16 protein-coding genes are annotated in these 22,334 nt (G+C 60.3%); 11 read left to right on the top strand and 5 right to left on the bottom strand.

The window, feature by feature from the left end:
• Positions 1-10 precede the first annotated feature (10 nt).
• The gene (locus V1471_RS18760) at positions 11-1,060 is read left to right on the top strand and encodes an ABC transporter ATP-binding protein (protein ID WP_434290819.1); all 1,050 of its coding nucleotides are present in this window, start codon (positions 11-13) and stop codon (positions 1,058-1,060) included.
• A 67-nt stretch (positions 1,061-1,127) separates the two neighbouring features.
• On the opposite strand, the gene V1471_RS18755 is transcribed toward V1471_RS18760, so the two are convergent.
• The 4 genes from V1471_RS18755 to V1471_RS18740 all read right to left on the bottom strand — a co-directional run bounded on the left by V1471_RS18755 (position 1,128) and on the right by V1471_RS18740 (position 5,192).
• Positions 1,128-1,616, bottom strand: coding sequence for a VOC family protein (locus tag V1471_RS18755; protein WP_066604082.1), 489 nt, complete (start codon positions 1,614-1,616; stop codon positions 1,128-1,130).
• A gap of 39 nt (positions 1,617-1,655) precedes the next feature.
• Positions 1,656-2,636 (bottom strand): ABC transporter permease, encoded by a 981-nt coding sequence (locus V1471_RS18750; RefSeq protein ID WP_066710058.1) that lies wholly within the window; start codon positions 2,634-2,636, stop codon positions 1,656-1,658.
• Entirely contained in the window at positions 2,629-4,125 is a 1,497-nt protein-coding gene (locus tag V1471_RS18745) for a sugar ABC transporter ATP-binding protein (RefSeq protein ID WP_434290817.1), read from the bottom strand. Before V1471_RS18745 ends, V1471_RS18750 begins: the two co-directional genes overlap by 8 nt.
• An 86-nt stretch (positions 4,126-4,211) precedes the next feature.
• The gene (locus V1471_RS18740) at positions 4,212-5,192 is read right to left on the bottom strand and encodes a substrate-binding domain-containing protein (protein WP_434290815.1); all 981 of its coding nucleotides are present in this window, start codon (positions 5,190-5,192) and stop codon (positions 4,212-4,214) included.
• A gap of 1,025 nt (positions 5,193-6,217) precedes the next feature.
• Here V1471_RS18740 and thiC point away from each other — a divergent pair.
• From thiC to V1471_RS18690, 10 genes are all read left to right on the top strand, one after another.
• Positions 6,218-8,017: a phosphomethylpyrimidine synthase ThiC gene (thiC, locus tag V1471_RS18735; RefSeq protein WP_434290813.1), complete on the top strand. Its 1,800-nt coding sequence runs from the start codon at positions 6,218-6,220 to the stop codon at positions 8,015-8,017.
• Positions 8,014-8,946 carry an FAD-dependent oxidoreductase gene (locus V1471_RS18730; protein ID WP_434290812.1) on the top strand — a complete coding sequence of 311 codons (933 nt, stop codon included), beginning with the start codon at positions 8,014-8,016 and terminating at the stop codon, positions 8,944-8,946. Before thiC ends, V1471_RS18730 begins: the two co-directional genes overlap by 4 nt.
• Positions 8,936-9,133 (top strand): sulfur carrier protein ThiS, encoded by a 198-nt coding sequence (thiS, locus tag V1471_RS18725; RefSeq protein ID WP_434290810.1) that lies wholly within the window; start codon positions 8,936-8,938, stop codon positions 9,131-9,133. The genes V1471_RS18730 and thiS overlap by 11 nt, the downstream gene beginning before the upstream one ends.
• Before the next feature lie 3 nt (positions 9,134-9,136).
• On the top strand, positions 9,137-9,898 hold the full coding sequence (locus V1471_RS18720) for a thiazole synthase (RefSeq protein WP_434290808.1): 762 nt from the start codon (positions 9,137-9,139) through the stop codon (positions 9,896-9,898).
• Positions 9,895-10,503, top strand: coding sequence for a thiamine phosphate synthase (locus tag V1471_RS18715; protein ID WP_434290807.1), 609 nt, complete (start codon positions 9,895-9,897; stop codon positions 10,501-10,503). The genes V1471_RS18720 and V1471_RS18715 overlap by 4 nt, the downstream gene beginning before the upstream one ends.
• On the top strand, positions 10,500-11,426 hold the full coding sequence (locus V1471_RS18710) for a ThiF family adenylyltransferase (RefSeq protein WP_434290805.1): 927 nt from the start codon (positions 10,500-10,502) through the stop codon (positions 11,424-11,426). The genes V1471_RS18715 and V1471_RS18710 overlap by 4 nt, the downstream gene beginning before the upstream one ends.
• Positions 11,423-12,151, top strand: a complete 729-nt coding sequence (gene thiD / locus V1471_RS18705; RefSeq protein WP_434290803.1) for a bifunctional hydroxymethylpyrimidine kinase/phosphomethylpyrimidine kinase — start codon at positions 11,423-11,425, stop codon at positions 12,149-12,151. Before V1471_RS18710 ends, thiD begins: the two co-directional genes overlap by 4 nt.
• A 192-nt stretch (positions 12,152-12,343) precedes the next feature.
• A complete protein-coding gene (locus tag V1471_RS18700) occupies positions 12,344-12,673 on the top strand; it encodes a DUF2322 family protein (protein ID WP_434290801.1) in 330 nt (109 codons plus the stop codon).
• A gap of 382 nt (positions 12,674-13,055) precedes the next feature.
• A complete protein-coding gene (locus tag V1471_RS18695) occupies positions 13,056-16,421 on the top strand; it encodes an Ig-like domain-containing protein (protein WP_434290799.1) in 3,366 nt (1,121 codons plus the stop codon).
• Between the two features lie 1,526 nt (positions 16,422-17,947).
• On the top strand, positions 17,948-18,694 hold the full coding sequence (locus V1471_RS18690) for a helix-turn-helix domain-containing protein (RefSeq protein WP_434290797.1): 747 nt from the start codon (positions 17,948-17,950) through the stop codon (positions 18,692-18,694).
• A gap of 48 nt (positions 18,695-18,742) precedes the next feature.
• Here V1471_RS18690 and V1471_RS18685 read toward each other — a convergent pair whose 3' ends face one another.
• Positions 18,743-22,333: a hypothetical protein gene (locus V1471_RS18685; protein WP_434290795.1), complete on the bottom strand. Its 3,591-nt coding sequence runs from the start codon at positions 22,331-22,333 to the stop codon at positions 18,743-18,745.
• Position 22,334 lies beyond the last annotated feature (1 nt).

Here is a 22,334-nt window from a genome sequence, read left to right as displayed (position 1 = left end):
AGGAGAACCCATGGTCTCAATCAACATCCAGAACCTCGAAAAGCACTACGGCAAGATTAAAGCACTTCACGGGCTGAACCTTGAGATCGACGATGGCGAATTCATCGTACTTGTCGGCCCCTCGGGCTGTGGCAAGTCGACCCTGCTGCGCTGTGTGGCCGGGCTGAACCCGATCTCGGGCGGCGACATTCTGTTCGACGGCACGCCGGTCGGCCACCTGCCGCCGCAGGAGCGCGATCTGTCGATGGTGTTTCAAAACTATGCGCTCTACCCGCATCTGACGGTGGCGCAAAATCTCGCCTTCGGCCTCAAGGTGCGCAAGACCTCCGCCGAGGAGATCGAAAAGCGGGTGAAATGGGCCGCCGACATTCTGGCGATCACCCCCTATCTCGACCGCCGCCCGCGCGCCTTGTCAGGCGGGCAACGTCAACGTGTGGCTATGGGGCGCGCCATGGTCAAACATTCCAACGCCTTCCTGTTCGACGAACCGCTGTCGAACCTCGACGCCCAGCTCCGCGTCCAGATGCGCAAGGAAATCCGCGCCCTGCAACAGCGGATCGGCGTGACCTCGATCTACGTGACCCACGATCAGGTCGAGGCGATGACCATGGGGGACCGCATCGTGGTGATGAAGGACGGGCGGATCGAACAGGTCGGCAGCCCGTCCGAGCTTTATACCGCGCCGAAAACCCGCTTTGTCGCGGGGTTCATCGGCTCGCCGCAAATGAGCTTTGTCTCCGCGCAGGCCGACGGGCATCAGATGACACTGAGCGACGGCACGGTTCTGACCAGCGCCACCGCCGCGAAAGGCGCAGTCACACTCGGCATCCGGCCCGAACATTTCCTCGACCGCACCTCCGAGGCCAACCGGCTGACACTCGATGTCACCAATCAACAGGTCGTTGGCACCTCGACGAGCTATTTCGCCACTCTTGGCGACGGTGAGATCGAGGTGATCCGGCAAGGCAGCGACACGGAACGCCCCGCGACCCTCGCGCTTGGCATCCGGCCCGAACATATCATGGTCTTTGGTAAAAACGATCAGCGCATCGCGGCCTAAAGCCCCACAAAACGAGACATAAAAAAGCCCCCGCAATGCGGGGGCTTTTTCTTGGGACCGGGATCGTTCACTCAGGGTATGTGCGGATCGGCTTCAGGTCGATGGCATGGCCGGTGCCGGATTCGAGGATCACTTTGAGCTGCGGTTCGCTGTCGAGGTAATAGAACTCGATGGTCTCGCCGATGCGCCCGCCCATGAGCATCTTTGCGCCCGCCGCATCCATGTCCTTCTTGAACTGATCGGCCGCATCCTGACCGTGTTTCATCACGGCAACGTGGTGCAGGCCCTCACCATGTTCTTCGAGCCATTCCTTGTAAATCGAGTCGCCCTCAAGCGGCTGGATCAACTCGTAACACATGTCGCCCACCATCACCTCGGCGCAGAGCATCGAATAGGTCGCAGGCTTGCCGTGCAGATGGGTGTCATGCAGCACGGGAGCAGTGTGTTCGTACACATTCCACGGCCCCCAGCCCAGAAGCTGGTGATACATTTTCATCGTCGCATCGAGATCGCGCACGACGACACCGATCTGAGTGATTTTGGTTTCCTCGGACATTCCTATCTCCTCTTTTGGAATGAAACTGCGGGCGGGGGATTACCCCCGGCCCATTTTGCGTGTGATGGCATCGAGAGCGACGGCGATCACCACGATCGCACCCGTGACCACCTGTTGCAGGTAGACGTCGACACCGCCCAGCACGATCACATTGCCGATCACAGCAATGATCGCCGCGCCCAGAAGTGCGCCCCAGATCGTGCCGATCCCGCCCGTGGTGGCGATCCCGCCGATGACCGGCGCGGCAATCGACGGCAAAAGCCAGGATTGCCCCATCGAGGCCTGCGCCGACACAAGGCGAAAGCACAACAGCATCCCCGCCAGCCCGGCCAATGCGCCCGCCACGGCATAGGCGGTGATGCGAACACGTTGTTCGTGGATGCCGATGATCTTGGCGGCCTCGCGACTGTTGCCCACGGCATAGAGACGCCGCCCGTAGACCGTTTTCGTGGTCAGGAACAGGATCACGAGAAACACGCCCGCCATGATATAGACCGGCACCGGCACACCCATGAGCGTACCGCCGCCCAGAACCGTCACCTCTTTCGGCAGGCCAACGATGGTGCGGCCCTTGGTGATCCAGAGGTTGAGACCTGAATAGACACTGAGCATGCCGATGGTCACCACCAGAGAGTTCAGGTTAAACATGGTGATGATCGTACCATTGATGGCACCCGCAATGGCCCCGACCGCCAGCCCCGCCGAAATGGCGAGCGCCGGATCGAGCTGCGCATCGACCAGAAGCTTGGTGCAGACGATGCCGCACAGCCCCGCGATTGCGCCGATGGAAACGTCGATGTCGCCGAGCAAAAGCAACATGCCCTGCGCGATGGCTACAATGCCGATAAAGGCAAGATCGCGGGAAATGATCGTCATGTTGTAGCTCGTCAGGAACTGCGGCGCGACCAGAGACGCGACCACACAGATCACCACAAAAGCGATCAGAACCCCGACGATCTGGCCGCCGTCTTTCAGATTGAAACCCCGTCTCTGCGTCATGTTCACCAGCCCGTCAGACATGGGCTTCCTCCCTGTTTGCGGTCGTCGCATCAAAGGCGCCGCCCGTATTGATAATCGAGGACAGCAAGCGTTCCTCGCTCAAATTCTCTGCCGCAATTTCCGCGTTGATCCGCCCGTCATAGAGGCTCAGAACCCGGTTGCTGCATTTCAAAAGCTCTTCGATTTCCGAGGAGATCAGCACCACGGCGATCCGTTGCTCCTCAGCCACCCGTTGCATCAGGCGGTAGATCTCGTCCTTGGCGTTGACGTCGATGCCGCGCGTCGGTTCGTCGAAAATCATCACCCGCGGGTTGGCCATGAGGCCGCGCCCGATCAGCACCTTTTGCTGATTGCCGCCGCTGAGGTTCATGATCTTGGTGTCAGCCGAGGCGGTTTTGACCCGATAGTCGCCGATGATCTTGGCGGCGGCCTGCGCCTCACGCGCGTCCGACACCACCCCCAGCCGCGCCACGTCGCGCAGCAAGCCTGCGCCGACGTTCTGACGCACCGACATATGCGGGAAAATCCCATGTGCCTTGCGTTCCTCGGAGAGATACATCACCCCCTTGGAAATCGCCCGCGCCGGTTTGTTGAACACCCATGGCTCACCGTCGAACCACGCCTGCCCCGCTGTCGGTTTGCGCATCCCGAAGAGCGTTTGCAGCACTTCGGAACGCCCGGCGCCCACCAGCCCGGCAAAGCCGAGGATTTCACCCGCGTGAAGATCGAAAGAAACCTCTTCCAAGCCGTCGCCAGCCAGCCCCTCGACGCGGAACACACGGTCGCCACGCGGGGTACGCGGACGGTAGAGCGTGCTCAGATCCATCTCCTTGCCGGTCATCTTGGAGACGATCCAGGCCTCGGAGACCTCCTCGCCATCGGAGTTACCCACAACACAGCCGTTGCGCAGCACGGAGACCACGGAATGCAGCCGCATCACCTCGTCGAGCCGATGGGTGATGAAGACAATCGCCGTGCCGCGGGCCTGCAACTCTTCGACAATCGCAAAGAGCCGTTCGATTTCGGTCGCGGTCAGAGAGGCGGTCGGTTCATCGAGGATGAGAATATCGGATCGGCGGCTCGCCAGCGCGCGAGCGATTTGCAAAAGCTGCTTTTCAGCCACCGAAATGTCGCGCACCATGTCATCCGGCGCACAGGTCATCTTCAGGTCCTTGAGAAAGGGCTGTGCCGCCTTCTCAAGCGCCTTGCGCCGGAACAGCGCGCCATTTTCCAGCGGCAGGAACATGTTTTCCGCCACGGTCATATGGTCGAACAGATTCAGTTCCTGCGGCACATAGCCAATCGCCGGAGGCGTCGCACCATCATAGTGCAGATCGCCCTCGTCGGGTCGGTAGATGCCGGTCAGCACCTTGACCAGCGTGCTTTTCCCCGCGCCGTTTTCGCCGACGATGCAATGCACTTCGCCGCGTTCGAACCGCAAATCCACCGCATCAAGCGCCACCACGCCGGGAAAGCGTTTGGTGATGCCACGGGCTTCCAAAAGACTCATATCGCGTCTCCCTGAGATTGGCCTGAGAGTGAGACCGGGGCATCGCAGAGATGCGCCCGGTCGGTGTCATGTCCGACAATCGGATCTCAGAAACCGTCGATATTGCCGTTCGCCACCATGTCGGGCGTCATGTAACCGATGCCCGTGTCGATCCAGGACGGCGTTTCCACGCCCATGTTCTGAAGCATCAGCGCCACGGTGGACCATTCGCCGATCATACGAGGGCGGGTGGCAATCGAGAGATCGAGTACCCCGTCACGCATCAGTTCCTGAAGCTGCGGCACATCGTCGATGCCGACGAATTGCACCTCGCCGACACGCCCCGCTTCGCGCAGCGCCAGTCCGACGCCAACGGGACCCGCGGCATCCACCACGGCGATGGCGTCGAGATCGGCATTGGCCGCCAACATGCGCGAGGCTTCGGTCTGGGCCTTTTGCACATCGTCATAATCGAAGCCCTCGTCGACAATCTCAACATCCGGGTATTGCGCGAACAGGTCCTTGAGCGCGTCATAGCGGTCCGCATGGGCGGAGTTGGTCGGCACCCCGTGCAGGATCGCAATTTTGCCCTTGTTGTCGATACGCTTCAAAAGCTCCTCGCCCAAAATCCGCCCCTGATCGTAGAAGTCGTTGGAAATATAGGTGAATTGCGAGCCCTGCGGCGCGGTCGAGACAAAAAGCACGACCGGGATGCCGCGATCACGGGCTTCGTTGAGGATCGGCATGCTGGCGTTCACGTCGATGGCGTCGATGGCGATGCCGTCGGGTTTGGTCGCGATGGCGCGCTCCAAAAGCGTGTTTTGTTCGACCAGATCGGCCTGCGCCGGGGCTTGGTAATCGATGGTGATCTTGGTGCCGAGCTGGGCGCTCAACTGTTCCGCCGAATCCGCCGCCGCATCATGCACGATGTCGAACCAAGCCTGCGCCAGGATCGGGATCATCACGAAGCGATATTCGTCCTTGATCTCAGGAACGGCGTCTTGAGCCGATACACTTGTTGCGCCCAGAGTTGTGCCAAACACAATGCCACAGGCTGCGACCGAAAGGCCGCGCATAAGTTTTTTCATAGTTTCCTCCCATTGCGAGCATACCTCCACGCATGCTCAATTTCAGGCCCCTCTCCTCCAGAGAAACCAACTCCAAACCCGCGCCGGATATGCGCGCCACTCACCGAGGCTCCTCTCCCCTGCGCGAGTCTTTGGTTTGTTATTTATTTCACAACTGTTATTTATATTATTTTAGCTGTCAAGACGCATTCTTCTACGCGTCTGCAACCACCCCGCCTATCAGTTTCTAAAGTGTTGGTCTTCGATGAGAACTTGCCCGGTAGGCCTCAAAGTTTCATTGCGAATTGATCCACGTAAACACGTTGCCCTGCCGATTTCAGTCGACGAGATATGGCGTGATCGGCATGTGATTTTCGAGTGCCATTCGACATTGGGCATTATGTGACATGAAGGACAATTCGCGAAATTTCCTGACGCTCGGGCCTGTCTCGCAACACCATCGGAAAGTATCTGCGCGAGGGCGCGGTCGCCCCGCAGTTCAGGACGCCGACACCGCTCAGCTATGCTGTCCTCGCCTTTCAGGCCGTCCAGAACGATCCCGATCTTCTCCTCGGCGGATGTCTTTGACGACCTTCTCACCGTGGCTTTGTTTGGTTCCGGTTTCCAAGACGGTCGCAGAAAACGCATCGGATGACCGGTCGCAGCGCAACTCGGACATTCCAATGAGTTTTGCAAAGGGCAGCTACCATACCGAAACTGACGCTCCTCATTCCAAACATACGACTCCAGCCTCACATTTCTGGTTGACATGTCCCAACCGAAATCAAACTATGCAGCCACGTCAGGGGAGTCCCGCCCAAGGGACTGAGAGGCTGATTGACGGCGGCAAACCCGCCCGAGGTGACGCGACCCTTAGAACCTGACCCAGTTGACACTGGCGTAGGAAGACCGAAGGGCATCACACGCATCTCAAATATGGGGGCGGTCCTTTCGGGCCGCATGGCCCTATTGCGTTTGGACGCATCGGGCGGCGGTCCATGTCTGCTACCCGTTTCACTTGGGTCTCATCGTTTGAGGAGACCGAAATGAAAGACACGATCCCGACCATCACCACCGGTGCTTTGCCCGCCTCGCAGAAAATCTATGTGCATGGCGATCTGCATGAGCTGCGCGTGCCATTGCGTGAAATCGCGGTCACGGGGGAGGTGCCTCTACGGGTCTATGACAGCTCCGGCCCCTACACAGATCCCGCCGCCGAGATCGACATTGCCAAGGGCCTGCCCGATGTGCGCGGCGGCTGGCAACATCAGCGTGGTGACATCGAAGCTTATGAGGGCCGTGCGGTGACCGAGGCCGACAATGGCTTTGCCACCGGCGAACGTCTGACGCCCGCCTTCCCGCATCAACGCGCGCCCTTGCGTGCCGTGGGCGACCGCGCCGTGACCCAGCTTGCCTATGCCAAGGCCGGGATCATCACGCCGGAGATGGAATTCGTCGCGATCCGCGAGAACGAAGGCCGTCTGTCGGGCGCGAAGACGGATGGCGAAGGCTTCGGGGCCACCCTGCCCGAACTGGTCACGCCCGAGTTTGTCCGCCAAGAGATCGCCGAAGGCCGCGCCATCATCCCTGCCAACATCAACCACCGCGAATTGGAACCGATGATCATCGGCCGCAATTTCAAGGTGAAGATCAACGCCAATATCGGCAACTCCGCCGTCACCTCTTCGATGGAGGAAGAGGTGGAGAAAATGGTCTGGGCGATCCGCTGGGGCGGCGACACGGTGATGGACCTTTCCACCGGGCGCAACATTCACAACATTCGTGACTGGATCATCCGTAACGCGCCTGTCCCCATTGGGACCGTGCCGCTCTATCAGGCGCTGGAAAAGGTCGGCGGCATTGCCGAAGACCTGACCTGGGAGGTCTTCCGCGACACGTTGATCGAACAGGCCGAGCAAGGCGTCGATTACTTCACCATCCACGCGGGCGTGCGGCTCCACATGATCCCGATGACCGCCAAACGCGTCACCGGCATCGTCTCGCGCGGGGGCTCGATCATGGCAAAATGGTGCCTGCATCATCACCGCGAAAGCTTCCTTTACAAGCATTTCGACGAGATTTGCGACATTTGCCGCCGCTATGATGTGTCGTTTTCGCTGGGTGACGGGCTGCGCCCCGGCTCCATCGCCGACGCCAATGACGAGGCGCAATTCGCCGAGCTGCGCACTTTGGGTGAGCTGACCAAAATCGCCTGGGCCAAGGATTGCCAAGTGATGATCGAAGGCCCCGGTCACGTGCCGATGCACAAGATCAAGGAGAATATGGACGAACAGCTCAAGCATTGTCATGAGGCCCCCTTCTACACGCTCGGACCGCTCACGACCGACATCGCGCCGGGGTACGATCACATCACCTCCGCCATCGGCGCGGCGATGATCGGCTGGTTCGGCACTGCGATGCTGTGCTACGTGACGCCCAAGGAGCACCTTGGCCTGCCCGACCGCGACGATGTGAAAACCGGGGTGATCACCTATAAACTCGCCGCCCATGCCGCCGATCTCGCCAAAGGCCATCCCGGTGCGCAGCTCCGTGACGATGCTTTGTCACGCGCGCGGTTCGAATTCCGTTGGGAGGATCAGTTCAACCTCGGCCTTGACCCGGATACGGCGCGCGAAATGCACGATGAGACCATGCCGAAAGAGGCGCATAAGGTGGCGCATTTCTGTTCCATGTGCGGGCCGAAATTTTGTTCCATGCGGATTTCTCACGACATCCGCGCCGAAGCCGCAAAACAAGACGGCATGGCGGCCATGGCAGAGAAATTCCGCGAAGGCGGCGCACTTTATCTTCCGGCAGAGGAACAGGCACAGGAACCTGCGGAATGATTTCTGTCCATGGAACCGGCGTGGCGGGGCTTTGCGCCGCCACTACGCTTATTGAGGCGGGGCATGAGGTCGAGGTGATCGACGCCAAGGACGCCCCGCCCCCGGCCTCCCGCCTGGCGGGGGGCATGTTGGCCCCGTTCTGCGAAGGCGAAAGCGCGCCCGAGGTGATCGTCACACGCGGACAGGCCGCCATCGACTGGTGGGCCGCGCATGTCGATGTCACGCGGTACGGCACGCTGGTCGTCGCACCGCCCCGCGATGCGCAGGAACTCGACCGCTTCGCCCGTGCCACCCGCGCGCATCGCTGGGTCAGCCCCGGGGATCTCGAACCCGATCTCGAAGGTCGGTTTGCCCGTGGGTTGTTTTTCGACAGTGAGGCGCATCTCGATCCAAAGGCGGCCCTTGCAACGCTCAAGGATCGCCTCGCAACGCAGGGGGTGATCTTTCGCGACGGCCCCCCAAAAGGGCGCGTGGTCGATTGTCGGGGCATGGCCTGCACCGGGGCACTCCCCGATCTGCGCGGGGTGCGGGGCGAGATGCTTGAGGTTCATACCTCCGAAATCTCGCTTTCGCGGCCTGTCCGCCTGCTCCATCCGCGCTTTCCCTGTTACATCGTCCCGCGTGGCGAGGGGCGCTTCATGATCGGGGCGACCATGGTCGAAAGCAACCGCGCAGGCCCGATCACGGCACGCGCCACGATGGAATTGCTCTCGGCGGCCTATAGTCTTCATCCGGCGTTTGCAGAGGCCGAGGTGATCGCCACCGGCACCGGTCTGCGCCCCTCTTTCCCCGACAATATTCCGGCGATCCGTCGCATCGGCGACACGCTGCATCTCAACGGCATGTATCGCCACGGGTTCCTGATGGCCCCGGTTCTGGCGATGGAGCTTGCCAGCCTTCTGACACAGGAGAACGCCCATGCGCATTGATCTGAACGGCCATCCCATCGAGACCGCCGCCGACACGCTCGCCGGACTGATCACGGAACAGACGGTTGACGCGCAATCTGTCGCCTCCGCCGTCGACGGGCAATTCGTGCCGCGTGACGCGCGTGACGCCTTCAAACTGAGTGCCGGGATGAAGGTCGAACTCCTCTCTCCGATGCAGGGGGGCTGAGACATGTTTTACGACATTCCTTTGAAAAACCGCCTGATGCTCGGCACGGCGCAATATCCCTCCCCCGAGATTTTGCGCGCAGCCATCGCTGCCTCCGGGACAGAGGTCATTACCGTCTCGCTGCGCCGCGAAGGCGCGGGAGGTGCGGATTTTCGCGCCATCCTCAAAGACAGCGGCTGTCGCATCCTGCCCAACACCGCGGGCTGTCATACCGTGCGTGAGGCGGTCACCACCGCCCATATGGCGCGTGAGCTGTTCGGGACCTCTTGGATCAAACTCGAAGTGATCGGCCATGCCGATACGCTGCAACCCGATCCTTTCGCACTGGTCGAAGCCGCCCGCATCCTCTGTGCCGACGGGTTCGAGGTGTTCCCTTACACGACCGAAGACCTGATCGTCGGTGAAAAGCTGATCGAGGCCGGATGTCGTCTGCTCATGCCCTGGGGCGCGCCGATTGGCTCCGGCCAAGGGTTGCGCAACATCGAGGGGCTACGGAGCATGCGGGCGCATTTCCGCGATGTGCCTCTGGTGATCGACGCCGGGATCGGCGCGCCGTCTCAGGCTGCGCAGGCGATGGAGATGGGGTTCGATGCCGTGCTCCTGAACACCGCCGTTGCCAAGGCGCTCGATCCCGTCGCGATGGCTGAAGCGTTTTCCCGCGCCATTGCCGCCGGGCATCAAGCCTATGATGCGGGCCTCATGCCGCGCCGCGATATGGCTGAGGCCTCAACCCCCATCTTTGGCATGGCGGAGCTTTTGGCATGACCCTCGATCCGTTTTATCTCATCACCGGTCATGTCGGGCAGCTCGAATTGCTTGTCCCGCAGGGCGTGCGCCTCGTGCAACTTCGGATCAAGGATCAGCCTGAGGAGGAAGTGCATCGCCAAATCCGACGCGCTCGCGATTTTTGCGCGGTGCATCGCGCCCAGCTTGTGGTGAATGACCATTGGCAAATGGCGCTCGATCTCAACTGTTCCTTCGTCCATCTTGGGCAAGAGGACATGGACACCGCCGATTTCCCCGCTTTGCGCCGCGCCGGTATCCGCATTGGCCTCTCCACCCATGACGAAGCGGAGCTTGACCGTGCCCTCTCGCATGATCCGGCTTATGTCGCCTTGGGGCCGGTCTATCCGACGCTTCTGAAGAAAATGAAATGGGGGCCGCAGGGGCTGGACCGGGTGCGGGCGTGGAAGAAAGCCGCCGGAGACACTCCGCTCGTCGGCATCGGCGGGTTGACGCCCGAGCGCCTGCCCGGCCTGTTCGAAGCGGGGGCGGACAGCGCCGCCGTCGTGACCGACATTGCCACCGCGCCCGACCCCGAGGCACGCTGCGCAGAGTGGATCAAAGCGACGCGGGAGTATGTCAGATGAACCGCTATGCCAGACAGATCAGCCTGCCGGAGATTGGCGCCGAAGGTCAGGCGCATCTCACCGCAGCAAAGGTTCTGGTGGCTGGAGCTGGCGGGCTGGGGTCCGCGCTTTTGCCGCTCTTGGTCGGGGCTGGTGTGGGATCGATCACCCTCTATGATCCCGACGTGGTCGAGGTTCACAATCTGCATCGCCAAACGCTCTACCGCATGGACGACCTAGGTCAGCCCAAAGCAGAAATCGCCGCGCGACATCTGAAAGCGCTCAATCCCGACTGCCATGTGCAGGCAAACGTAGCGCGGCTCGATCCGGTCGCGGCGCAGCGCGAAATCGACAGGGCCGATCTGGTGATCGATGCCGCCGACAGTTTTGCGGTGAGCTATGCGCTTTCCGACCTCTGTCAGACCGCCGTCAAACCTCTGGTGAGCGCGTCTGTGCTGGGGCGTCGGGGATATGTCGGCGGCTTTTGCGGCAAATCGCCCAGCCTGCGCGCCGTGTTCCCGGACCCTCCCGCCGTTGCCGCAAACTGCGCGACGGATGGGGTGATGGGCCCGGCTGTTGCCACTCTCGGCGCGATGCAGGCACAGATGGCCCTCTCGATCCTCTTGCATCACGCGCCTTCGCCGCTCGGCAAGGTGCTGTCGGTCGACTTCGCGACCTGGCGCATCTCGCAATTCAGCTTTGACGGGGCACACGAACCCGACGAGATTTTCCCCAAGATCATCGCGCATGGGCAAATCGAAAAGGATGACCTTCTTGTCGATCTGCGGAAGAACGACATCATAGATCCGGCGCAGCTAGGCCCCGCCCCGGATCGACGCGTGGTTTTCCTCTGTGCAAGCGGTCTGCGGGCATGGCGTGCGGCAAGAGATTTGGCGGATGACAGCGGCCATCGCCGGATCGTGATCTGTGCGGTGGGCGCATGACCGTGCGGGTGCTTCTGATCGGAGGAACGGATTCCAGCGGCGGGGCCGGTCTGGCCCGCGACATCGCCACGGTCGCGGGCATGGGGGCCGAGACCTGTGTCGCAGTGACGGCTGTCACAGCCCAAACAGATGCCTGCGTCAGCGCGGTCCAGATGATGTCACCCGAACTCGTTGCGGAACAAGTGAAGGGGGCTTCCGGCGTGGATGCGGTCAAGATCGGGATGCTCGGCTCCGCGCAGATTGTCTCCGCGGTGGCACAGAGCCTGCCCGCGGCTCCACTTGTGCTGGACCCTGTGCTCGCCTCAACCTCGGGGCGCGCATTACTTGACGGCGCGGGCATGGAGGCGCTTCTGACGGATCTCCTCCCGCGCACGACGCTTCTTACCCCCAATCTGCCGGAACTCCGGATGCTGTCCTCCCGGCTGGGGCTCAAGGATGAGTGCGATGAGGCCACATGCGCAGAGGCGCTCATGACCCGCGGTTGCAGAGCGGTTTTGGTGAAGGGAGGGCATGACGAGGCCGAAACATTCTGCGAAGACAGGCTTTATATTCAGACCGAAAAACGTCAGATTTTCCGCGGCCCCCGGTACGGGTTCTCGCTTCGGGGAACCGGATGTCAAATGGCCAGTGCCATCGCTGTCACACTTGGTCAGGGAGGTGATCTGCGCAGGGCGGTGAGCAAGGCCAGAAGCCTCGTTATGACGCGGTTTCGTCATGAATTATGACGGCCCTTTGTGGCATTCTCTGGGTTGGGCTTCGCTGTAGATCGGCTTCCCCGATCCTGACATGCGTTGCCGCTTCAGACGTGAAGGGGCCGATGTGCTGATCCAATTTTGCCATGGCGACTTTGCGACCTTGGCGTGGCGGTCTTTGGTTTGATATGGGCGGGTCGGAAGAGCAATTGAAAGGACAGACCGATGATTCAGCCCGTTTCCTCGTTTAAGGAGAACCTTCAGAACCTGCCGTCCATTGACGGGATCGAAAGATTGGAGATGGTGGATGCCGCAGGCGATATGGTCGCGTCCATCGAGAACCAACCGGGCAAGCAAGGGTCCTTGGCGGTCTACCAATATCTGTTCGAGACCTATGGGGTTCTGAATGCCGAAGCTGCGGCACACGGGCTGGCTGTCTTTGCGGAACATACCGAGGACGCGCGAAACCGACCCGGCGCACATCCGAACATAGACCGCCTTTTCGAGATCCAAAACGGTGCTGCGTCTTTGACCATGCGGCTCATAGCAAAATAACCACCTCGGCGGCCGCTGCGTAAGAACAGACCGGATTGAAGGCCGTGACGCAAAATCGTTCAAATTCAGCAGTCCAGTGGCAGAAACAGTCTGTGCGGTTTCGAAAGCTGTGACCAAAACGCAGCACAAAACAGCGATTTCCTGAAACAGATCAACAAGTGCTTTCTCTCCTGTCCTCAAAAGTGGATTTTGGCGACGCTTGAGAACCTCCGGTGTAAATGGCCTCACCGGTAAGATGTCGGTTTCGGGAAGATCCGGGTGCGCATTATGTGCACCCCCGTCGCAAGCAACTGGCCCAATGTCTGTGGCGTGATCGAAAGATTGCGTCGCCGTTGGGGTATGTTGTTTGTTCTTCATGCCCCAGTTTTATGGGGTAAAGAAAATGACCGCACGACGTTTTCTAAAACACATGTCACTGGCTTTGATTGCGCTCTGTTGCATCACAGCACTCACGGAGACAGCCAAGGCGCAGGCGACGGATACAACGCCGCCACGCATCCAATCGATCACCCGCTATGATCCTTCGGACGAATATACCAACGACACGGAACTTACATGGGAGATCACCTTCACCGAAGACATCTCTGACATAAACCTTGCTGATTTTAACGTCTTCACCAGTCTTAGCGGTCTCGCTATTACATTCTATACTGCATCTCGCGTTTCACCCAACGCTTATCGGTATACGGTAAGGTTTAGTTATCCGGAGACCGACGGCACACGCAGTGTGTGGCTTGCTCCACGCAGCACTGCCACCATCACCGACACGGCGGGCAACGCCATGACCGATTTCACAGTGATTGGTGCCACTGAGCGCTACTACATTGACAATGTGGGCCCGACGATGTCGATCATCTCTTCATCCTCTTTCCCGACCAACAGTTCCGTGATCCCGCTCACCTTCACCTTTTCCGAAATCGTGACCGGTTTCGACGTGAGCGATCTGACCCTCAGCTCGGGCACCGGGTCGTTTTCGAATTTCAGCGGCAGCGGGTCGACCTATACCGCCGATCTGACCCTCAGCTCGACAGGTGCGTTTCAAGTCGCTGTTGCGGATGCCGCCGCTGTTGACCAGGTCGGCAATTCCGGAACCGGGGCAACGCTCAGCGGCACGCGCGATGTGACGGCGCCGAGCGCTGTGCTTTCCGCGATCCCCTCCGAGGTGAGCGGCCCCTTCGATGTGACCGTGACCTTCGATGAGGACATGACCGGATTTGCGCTTGGCGATTTCACCGTTGTGAACGGCACGGCCTCGAATCTTCAAACCGTCTCGGCACAGGTCTACACGGCCACCGTGACGCCCGATGCCGACGGCACGGTCACCGTGTCTGTCCCCGCAAGCGCGGCCACGGATGCGGCAGGCAATGGCAACACCGTCTCCAACACGGTGAGCACCACGGCGGATGTGACCCATCCGACGGTGGCGCTCGATGTGCCGAGCGGTCTGGTGAACGCCCCCTTCACGCTGACGATGACCTTCTCCGAGGAGGTGAGCGCGGTGACTTTGGGCAATATTTCGGTCAGCAATGGTGCAGCCTCGAATTTGCAGCAAACCAGCACGACCGTTTACACAGCGACGATCACGCCAACGTCGGACGGCACCGTGACGGTCAGTTTCGCCGAGAACCTCGTGACGGACGCGGCCGGTTTCGGCAATGAGGCGGCAACGGCCGTCAGCACCACCGCCGATCTGACCGACCCGACCCCGACGGTCAGTTTGATCGACAACGGTCCGGGCCAGCCTTACACGGCTTCGATCAGTTTCGACGAGGATGTGACCGGGTTCTCGCTCGGCGGGATCACCGTGACGAACGGCACCGCCTCTGACCTGCAAGCCGCCTCCGCGCAGCTCTATACGGCGACGATCACGCCCGACGCCGACGGCACGGTCACCGTGTCTGTCCCCGCAAGTGTCGCGACCGATGCGGCGGGCAACGACAACATCGCCTCCAACACGGCAAGCGCCACGGCGGATATCACCCGCCCGACGGTGACGCTTGATGTGCCGTCCGGTCTGGTGAACGCGCCCTTCACGCTGACGATCACCTTCTCCGAAGAGGTGACCGGGCTGGCCTTGGGCAACATTTCTGTCACCAATGGCGTGGCCTCCGACCTGCAACAATCCAGTGCGACCATCTACACGGCGACGATCACGCCCGACACAGACGGCACCGTGACGGTCAATTTCGCCGAAAATGCCGTGACGGATCTGTCCGGTCTCGGCAACACGGCGGCAACGGCTGTCACCAACACCGCCGATCTGACCGATCCGACGCCGACATTGACGGCAACACCGGACTTTCCGGGAACGCCCTACACGGTGACAATCACGTTCGACGAGGATGTGACCGGTCTGGACCTGAGCGATTTCGTCACCACGAATGTCGATCTGGCCTCGCTCTCGGGCAGCGGCGACACCTACACAATGCAAGCCACGGGGACGGATTTCGCTCAGTCCATCCAGCTTGGTGCAAACACGGTGCTCGACGCGGCGGACAATACCAACGTCGCCTCGAATATCATTTCCGTCGTGCCCGACGGCGTTGCGCCGGGTCTGACAATCTCGGGCGTTCCGGGGACGATCACACGAGGCGAGACCTTCGTCGCGACCTTCACCTTCACCGAGAATGTCACCGGCTTCGAGGCGTCGGATGTGTCCCTCACCAACGCGACGATGGGCGCGCTCACGGGGAGCGGATCGGTCTATTCGGCCCCCATCACGCCGGACGATCACGGCGATGTCACCGTCTCGGTGGCGGACGGCGCCGCGCGTGACATGACGGGCGAACTGTCCGTGGCGGCCTCGGCCATCGCGCAGCTCGACACCTCGGCGGAGCAAAGCGAAGCGATCGCGCAGTTTTTGCAAGCCCGTGCGCGCAGCCTGATCCAGAACCAACCGGACGTCTCCCGTTTTGTCACCGGTCAGAACGGGGGCAATGCCTCCGTCAGCGTCTCGCGCGGCGGCGGTGAGTTCGCGCTCAGTTCCCGCGGAAACGGTCCGTTCTGGATGGCGGTGTCCGGGTCCTGGTCGGACAGCGACACCGAGGACATGAGCTACGGCCTCGCGTCTTTCGGCTACCACACGAAGCTGTCCTCGGGCGCAATCCTCGGCGCGATGGTGCAATATGACATGGCGGAACAGGAGGACTCGCAAGGCACCAAGGTTGAGGGCACCGGTTGGCTCGTCGGCCCGTATTTTGCCTCCCAGATCGGCGATCATCCGTTCTTTGTCGATGGCCGACTGTTGTTCGGCGAGACCGACAACGACATCACCCTCTCCACCGGTCAAACCGGCAGCTTCACGGGGGACCGTATGCTGGCCTCATTGGGGGCACAGGGGCGTGTCGAGATGGACAAGGGCTGGACCCTCATACCCAATCTGACCCTAAGCCATGTCAGCGATTCCCAGAACGCCTATGTCAGTGGCGGCACGGTCGTGCCTGAGCAAAAGGTGACCCTCACCGAGCTTGCCGTAGGCTTGGATTTCGAGGTGCCTATCTTTGTGCCCGAAGGCGATCTGATGCTCGATTTCGGGATTTCCGGGATCTATAGCCACACCAAGGGCAGCGGCGCCGCCAGCGCGTATATCACGGAAGAAGAAGGTCACCGTGGCCGCATGGACATCGGCCTGAGCTATGACAACGGACAAGGTGTCCGGTCCTCCGGCTCCGCCTTTGTCGATGGTCTGGGCGGGGACACGGATGTGTCCAGCTACGGCCTGTCCTTCGAGGTTGCCTTCACCTTCTGATCGGGAATGCTCCGCAAGACGAAAAAACCAACGCCCGCTGACCTCTGGTTGGCGGGCGTGCTGATTTGTGATGCACTGGCGTACAACCGCCTGACCACAGCCCGATGCCGTCAGGGCCAGCTCGATCGTGTCACTCGACCATTGTCCACGGACCAATGGCGGGCGCGGCTGCAATCAGCCAGAATAGTACTGAGATAATACCAGCCCCTGTCATGCTTTTTTGAACAGAGGGTTTTCCAAGGCGCAATCGGCCACGCATTCCGTCCGAGCCACGGCCTCTGACTGCAATTCCTTCGACCAAGTGGAATACAGGCTCTCCGCCCCCCCTCGCGGCGACACAGCGCCGAGATGCTTTGCTCGCCACGAAGGCCCGCCAAAACAATGCGGTTCCTCTCCTCCGCCGCGTAGGTCTTGCGGGGCTTGCAGCGCAGGTTTTGACCAGCTTGTCAGCTGCATCTTTCGATGCTCCGGGTTTCTTGTTCAAATCCTCAAATCTGCCCCACAGGTGCTGACGTCAGACAAAAGAGACGTCCTTGTCATTCGACAAATGACAAAAAACCGACTCTAAATAAGGGATTTAACAATCGCGTTTTCGAGATTTAATTTTCTCTATCGCAGCAACAGAGATTGCCCCGAGAGACATCGCAATCATGCCTGCGCAAATATAGGTCAAAGCAATTTGGCTCAGAGAAAACCCCAAGAAAAACGCCGCCGTTGCCGCAATGATCCCGACCACGGCACTGAACAGTAATAGTCCGACAATCATGTCGCCCCCGCAAATCGACAACAGCTTCCGTGTATGAAACCGCACTCACAAACGTTTTTTCATAATCAGCATTGGGAAATTGGTTAACCAAATAAAATATTCGATGAAATTCTCTATCTGGCGCACAGAATGACGCGAAAGAGATTACACCGTCGTCTTATGCCCAAAATATCATGCGCAACTAAAATCTTAGCCACCTCATTGGCGCCGCCAGCACGGTGACCGGATGCGATCCTAAATTCTGTCGTTTTCGATGTCGTGTGAGACGGATTAACCGGGGCGACGGTCGCCTGGACAACCCCGTCATTAGGCAATGAATAACGTGATCATGGCTCTCGCTTTTGGCGCACGCTTGTTCAGCAAGGGTCTCCAAAAGCTCATACGGCCTAGGCAACCCGATCAAGCTCCCTGAGTTTCAGAAGCGTCGGCAAGGATCTGAGCTTTCGATATTAGTCCGAAACGCATCTCATCCGCTGCGCATTTGTTTGGGGCGGCGCAAAACGGGTCCATGAGAACGGCGTAAAAGTAGTCCACTTTGGATTGAGCCCTTCGTTTGATTTAACAGGCGCGCACCCGGGGACCCGCGCCCCCTCTCAAGACAAGCTCCTCTCACACTGCCTCGATAAGCATTTGTATTCGTCGAAAAATTTTCGTATACCAAAATGGATGCGAAGAACGTCGAAACTGTTTTTCTGAGAAAACAATGCCATCCCGAAACATTGCACAGAACCTCAGGCTACTGCTTGGGAAATATCCTACGTTGACAGAAGCTGCTCATCACATTGGCATCAACCGTCAGCAGTTGAACAAGTATCTGAATGGCAGCAGCATTCCTTCCGCACATACGCTTAATCGCATCGCCAAGGCGCTCGACGTCGAGCTGGACATGTTATTCAAGCCCGCCGAAAGCAGCGAATACGTGGCGGGTGCGTCACTAAAGCTGACCACCGATCTCGAAGTTTCAATGGCCAATACATTTAATCGGGCAATGGTGCGCACGATGCGCGAAGAGCATGCCTTGGCACAACATTGTGGTGACTACCTGTTCTATCACCGTACTGCGACGTCAGAGAGCCACGTGCATGTCAGCCTGATCCGCATCTATCAGGAAGTGGGGAAAACCTATGCAAAATCCCTGATAGCCCTGCGTCAGGACGGTCAGCCGAGAACCGGTATCAAAACCTACAAGCATGGCGCGCTCGTGTTCCTGAACTCCGGATGCCTCCAAATTCTTCGCATGTCTGAACTGAATGACGGGGATACCGATCTGGGCCTGCTGCTCCTGTCATTGCCGCGCTTCAAGTCTGACAGATATCTGTTTGGCCACACATTGACGACCAGTCTCTCACGACTGGGGGAAATCGTGCCGTCGAAAGTGATCTGTCAAAAGGTGACCGGCAATCCCCTTCAATTGTTTCGCGCGCATTGTGGCTCTTGGTCGCTTGAAGACCCCAATTTGGATGATACTGTGAAAACACATTTCAGCACCGGAATGCACATAGAATAAAAGAGGGGGCCTTGGCCCCCTCTTTGCATTTTCAGTCTCAGGTCAGTCTCAGAACTTGGCGATCAGGTTCAAAAAGACCCCGGAGCTTTCGTAATCGAGATCGGTCATGTCCTCGGACACCTGCCCCCACTCATAGCCGACACCGATTTTCGCATTGTTCCCGACATGGCGATACACCCCAAGCAAAGCCCCCGTGTCATAGGTTTCGCTCTCTTCGGTATACATCACGCGCCCCTCGGCCATCGCATCCCAGTTGTGAACGACGTGCCAGTCGAGCCGCATAACGCCGAGATGCGCTGTCGAAGAACTGAAATCCTCCGTGTCGCGTGGGGCGACCTCGGACCGGCGGTAGCCGTATTTGCCGCCCAGCGTGAAGTGCTGGTTCAGGTCGTAATCGACATCCATCGACAGGACATGGCTTTTCTGCGCGTCGCCCTCGGTATCGCCGTTCGCCGTCACCTGATCCGCACCCGGAAGGTCGTAGAGATAGGTGTATTTGAACAGCACGTTCAGGCGCTCGTTGTCGATCGGGCGGAAGCCGTAACCGAGGCTGGCTTCGACATATTCCCCGTCGCGGAAGCTGTCGTCGTCATTGTCGGAGATCAGCGCATCGACATTGCCGAGCCACCGCGCGCTTTCGCTGACATGGTATTCGAACCCGCCCGCAAAGGCCCAGGTGTCGGCATCCTGCGACACGCCATCGCCGCTTTCGGTGCGATATTCCAACCGACCGCGCGCGCGCAGACGATCCTCGTCTGTATAGGCCACCCCGAAGGAATAGGCATCGCGTTCGATGTCGCCGTTGATCTTGTCGCGCACCGTGCCGCTTTCCATCGCGCCACTGAAAGACCAGCGCGCGTTGGGCGTATAGGTGATCCCGTAAGCGTCCGTCATGGCGTGACGTTCGCCGAAGAAATCCATCGAAGTTTCGGCAAAGCTCGAGAAGGTTTGGGAATGGCGATAGCGCCCGCCCATCACCACCTTGCCGCGATCCTCGCCGACAAGCTCATAGCCGCCATTGGTCCGCGTCGGGTCCAGCGTGTAGCCGAGATAGAGCTCATTGTCGGCGGTCGGCGAATAGGCCAGACGCGCGTTGGCCGCAAAGCCTGCGGTGCCGTCGGAGGCCTCGCCCGAGACTTTGACCTTTTCGCCCAGACGCGTGGCCGCACCAAAGCCCAGACGGTCGTCACGCTCCAGCCCGCCGGAGCGGTCCACCGTCGCCTGCCCCAAGACCCAGACCTTGGTGTCATCGCTGAACGCATAGCTCAGACGCGTCGCCAGATCGGTGCGATCCCCGGTTTCCGTCGGATCGCCGATCGTGGTCTGATCCAGATGGCCAAGCGCCGCCTCGATGGTCCAGGCGTCCGTCAGATCATAGGAGACGCCCAGCTCGCCCTCGGCCTTGCTGTCGCCACCGTCTCGGTCGAAATCCTCGATCCGCACGCCAAAGCTGAGCCGGTCGGACACCTCGATCTCGCTGCGCAACCCGATCAGGGTCTGATCCTCGGTGATGTCCTCGTTGAGGGTCGAGAACCCGGCCTCTTTGCGCTCGTAATAAAGCTCGGCATAACCGCCGGTGGACAGGCCGAGATCGGCAAAATCGACATGGCTGTCGAAGCGGTAGGCCATCGCATCCTCAAGACCGGAAACACCGTCCTCGGTGATGGTCAGACCGCCGTCCGACGACAGGCTGCGGCTGAACCCCGGCCCGTCGGTGCCCGCCACTTCGACCTCGAGGAAACTCGATTTGCCGAATTTGTAATAGGCATCCACCGCCGCCATACGCTGATCGGCCACGCCGGTGGTCTCGTTCATCGCGGTAAAGCCGAGGCGCAGATCGTTGGTCGCCCAGGCTTCGATACGTCCGCCGTAGGAGAAACCCTCCACATCCTCGACGGTCGGGGTGTATTCGTATTGCACCACCAGATTGACGTCATAGGCGCCAGTGCCGGAGCCCACGAGACCGCCATCGGAACTGGACGATCCCAGAGGTTGGGTCAGGGTGATCACGCCTTGCAGATAATCGATCTCGTAATCCACGCCAGACAGAAGTGTTTCGGTCGAGATCACCCGCCCGGTGTCGGGGTCCACCACCTGGACTTTAACCGTCTCGGAGCCCCCATTGAGGTCCTGACGGGTCAGGAAATAGACCGAACCGCCGGTGCCGCGCAGAATGTCGCGCTGCGGCAAAGTGTCGGGCTGAGCACCGTAAAGCACCCCCTGTACCCGCGCTTCGCCGTCTTCGGTGCGGGCACTCGTCGCGCTGCGCAGCTCCGCGCCGTAAAGCGAACGTGTGTTGGACAACAACTCACCACCAGACACATCCGCCTTGAAGTCGCCCCAGGTCAGACGCGTGTCGTCTTTCTCCAGCCGCAGATACACCCGGCCCGAGGTCGGCGTATCGTCATAGCTCGTCGAGTCGTCGCCATAGGTCGGATAGAGGTCCTCTGGGTCCAGACGTTCGATCACCGAGCGCGGGTCCTTTTCGTCGAGGCGGCGGAAGATGTCCTCCAGATCGCCCTCGCCCGTGTCCAGAGACGAGGTCACCGACCAGCCGTTGCGGGTGATCCCCGAAGCATAATAGGCCAAACGCCCCTCGGCGTAATTGCGTTCGTAATCCGGGTCGGCCTCAGATTCCGTGTCCTTGATCCGATGCCCGAAGGTCAGATCGGCGATGGCCACATAGTGCCAGTCGCTCGCCGGAATTTCGAGCCTGCGGGAGATCTGTTGCGGCTGCCCGTAGCGGCTGAATTCCACATCCACCGTACGCTCGCCCGCCGGCACGATCCGGCTCACGAGGAATTGGCCGGAAGGCGTCACCGGAACCGTCTCGCCCATGACGCGCACCGGCTGACCGGCATCGGCGCGGCCCGACACGGTGACCATGCCGCCCGCGATGGGAATGGCGCGTTGGCGGGTGCGATCTTCGCCCTCGCCCGCCGCCGTCAGCGGCGCGCCGGTGGTCTCATGCGTGTCGAAATGGCCTTCGCTGCGGTTCAGCTCCAGCGGCCAGGTTTCGTCGTAGCGCCCCTTGGCGTCATAGACGCGCACCACATAGACCATCTCGTCCGGCCCGTCCTCCGGCATGGTCCAATTGACCGTGCCATTGGGCGCCACCGGCAGAGTTGCCACCGTGCGTGGGGTGCGGCCCGTGGTGTCGATCACCCGCACTTCGGCGCGGGCAATATAGGCCGGGTAGTTGGTGGAGGCGCGGAACCGCACCGCCTCGCCCGCCCGGTACGTGGCGCGCAAATCCTCGGTCGAGACATTGAGCAACCGGCGCGGCGTCAGCCCGTCGAAACGAATGTCGACATCCGCCCTGTCCGCCAGGATGTCGGCCGGACGGCGTGGATCGGGGGGCGGCATCGCCCCCGCCACCGGCGTCTTGTCGATGGAGATCGAAAAGCCCTGAGCTTCGAAATCCGATCCCATCACTTCCTTCACCATTTCGGTGTTCTTGCCCACCGGCATGGTCACGACCACGTCGGAATTGGACCGTTCACAGCCTTCGGGCTGCGGCGCCAGCGCCTCGGCACAAAGCGTTTCCGCCCGCGCCTCCCCCGCCAACAGAACGGCGCTGATTGCGATCGCCGATCCGCCGCACAAAATCCGCGTGAAGGTTTTCTGTTTGCTGCTCATA

Origin of the sequence: Celeribacter sp. SCSIO 80788 (assembly GCF_051054295.1) — a bacterium.
Lineage (GTDB): Bacteria > Pseudomonadota > Alphaproteobacteria > Rhodobacterales > Rhodobacteraceae > Celeribacter.
Note: the sequence above shows the minus strand (reverse complement) of the source record. Positions and strands in the feature narration are given on the sequence as shown.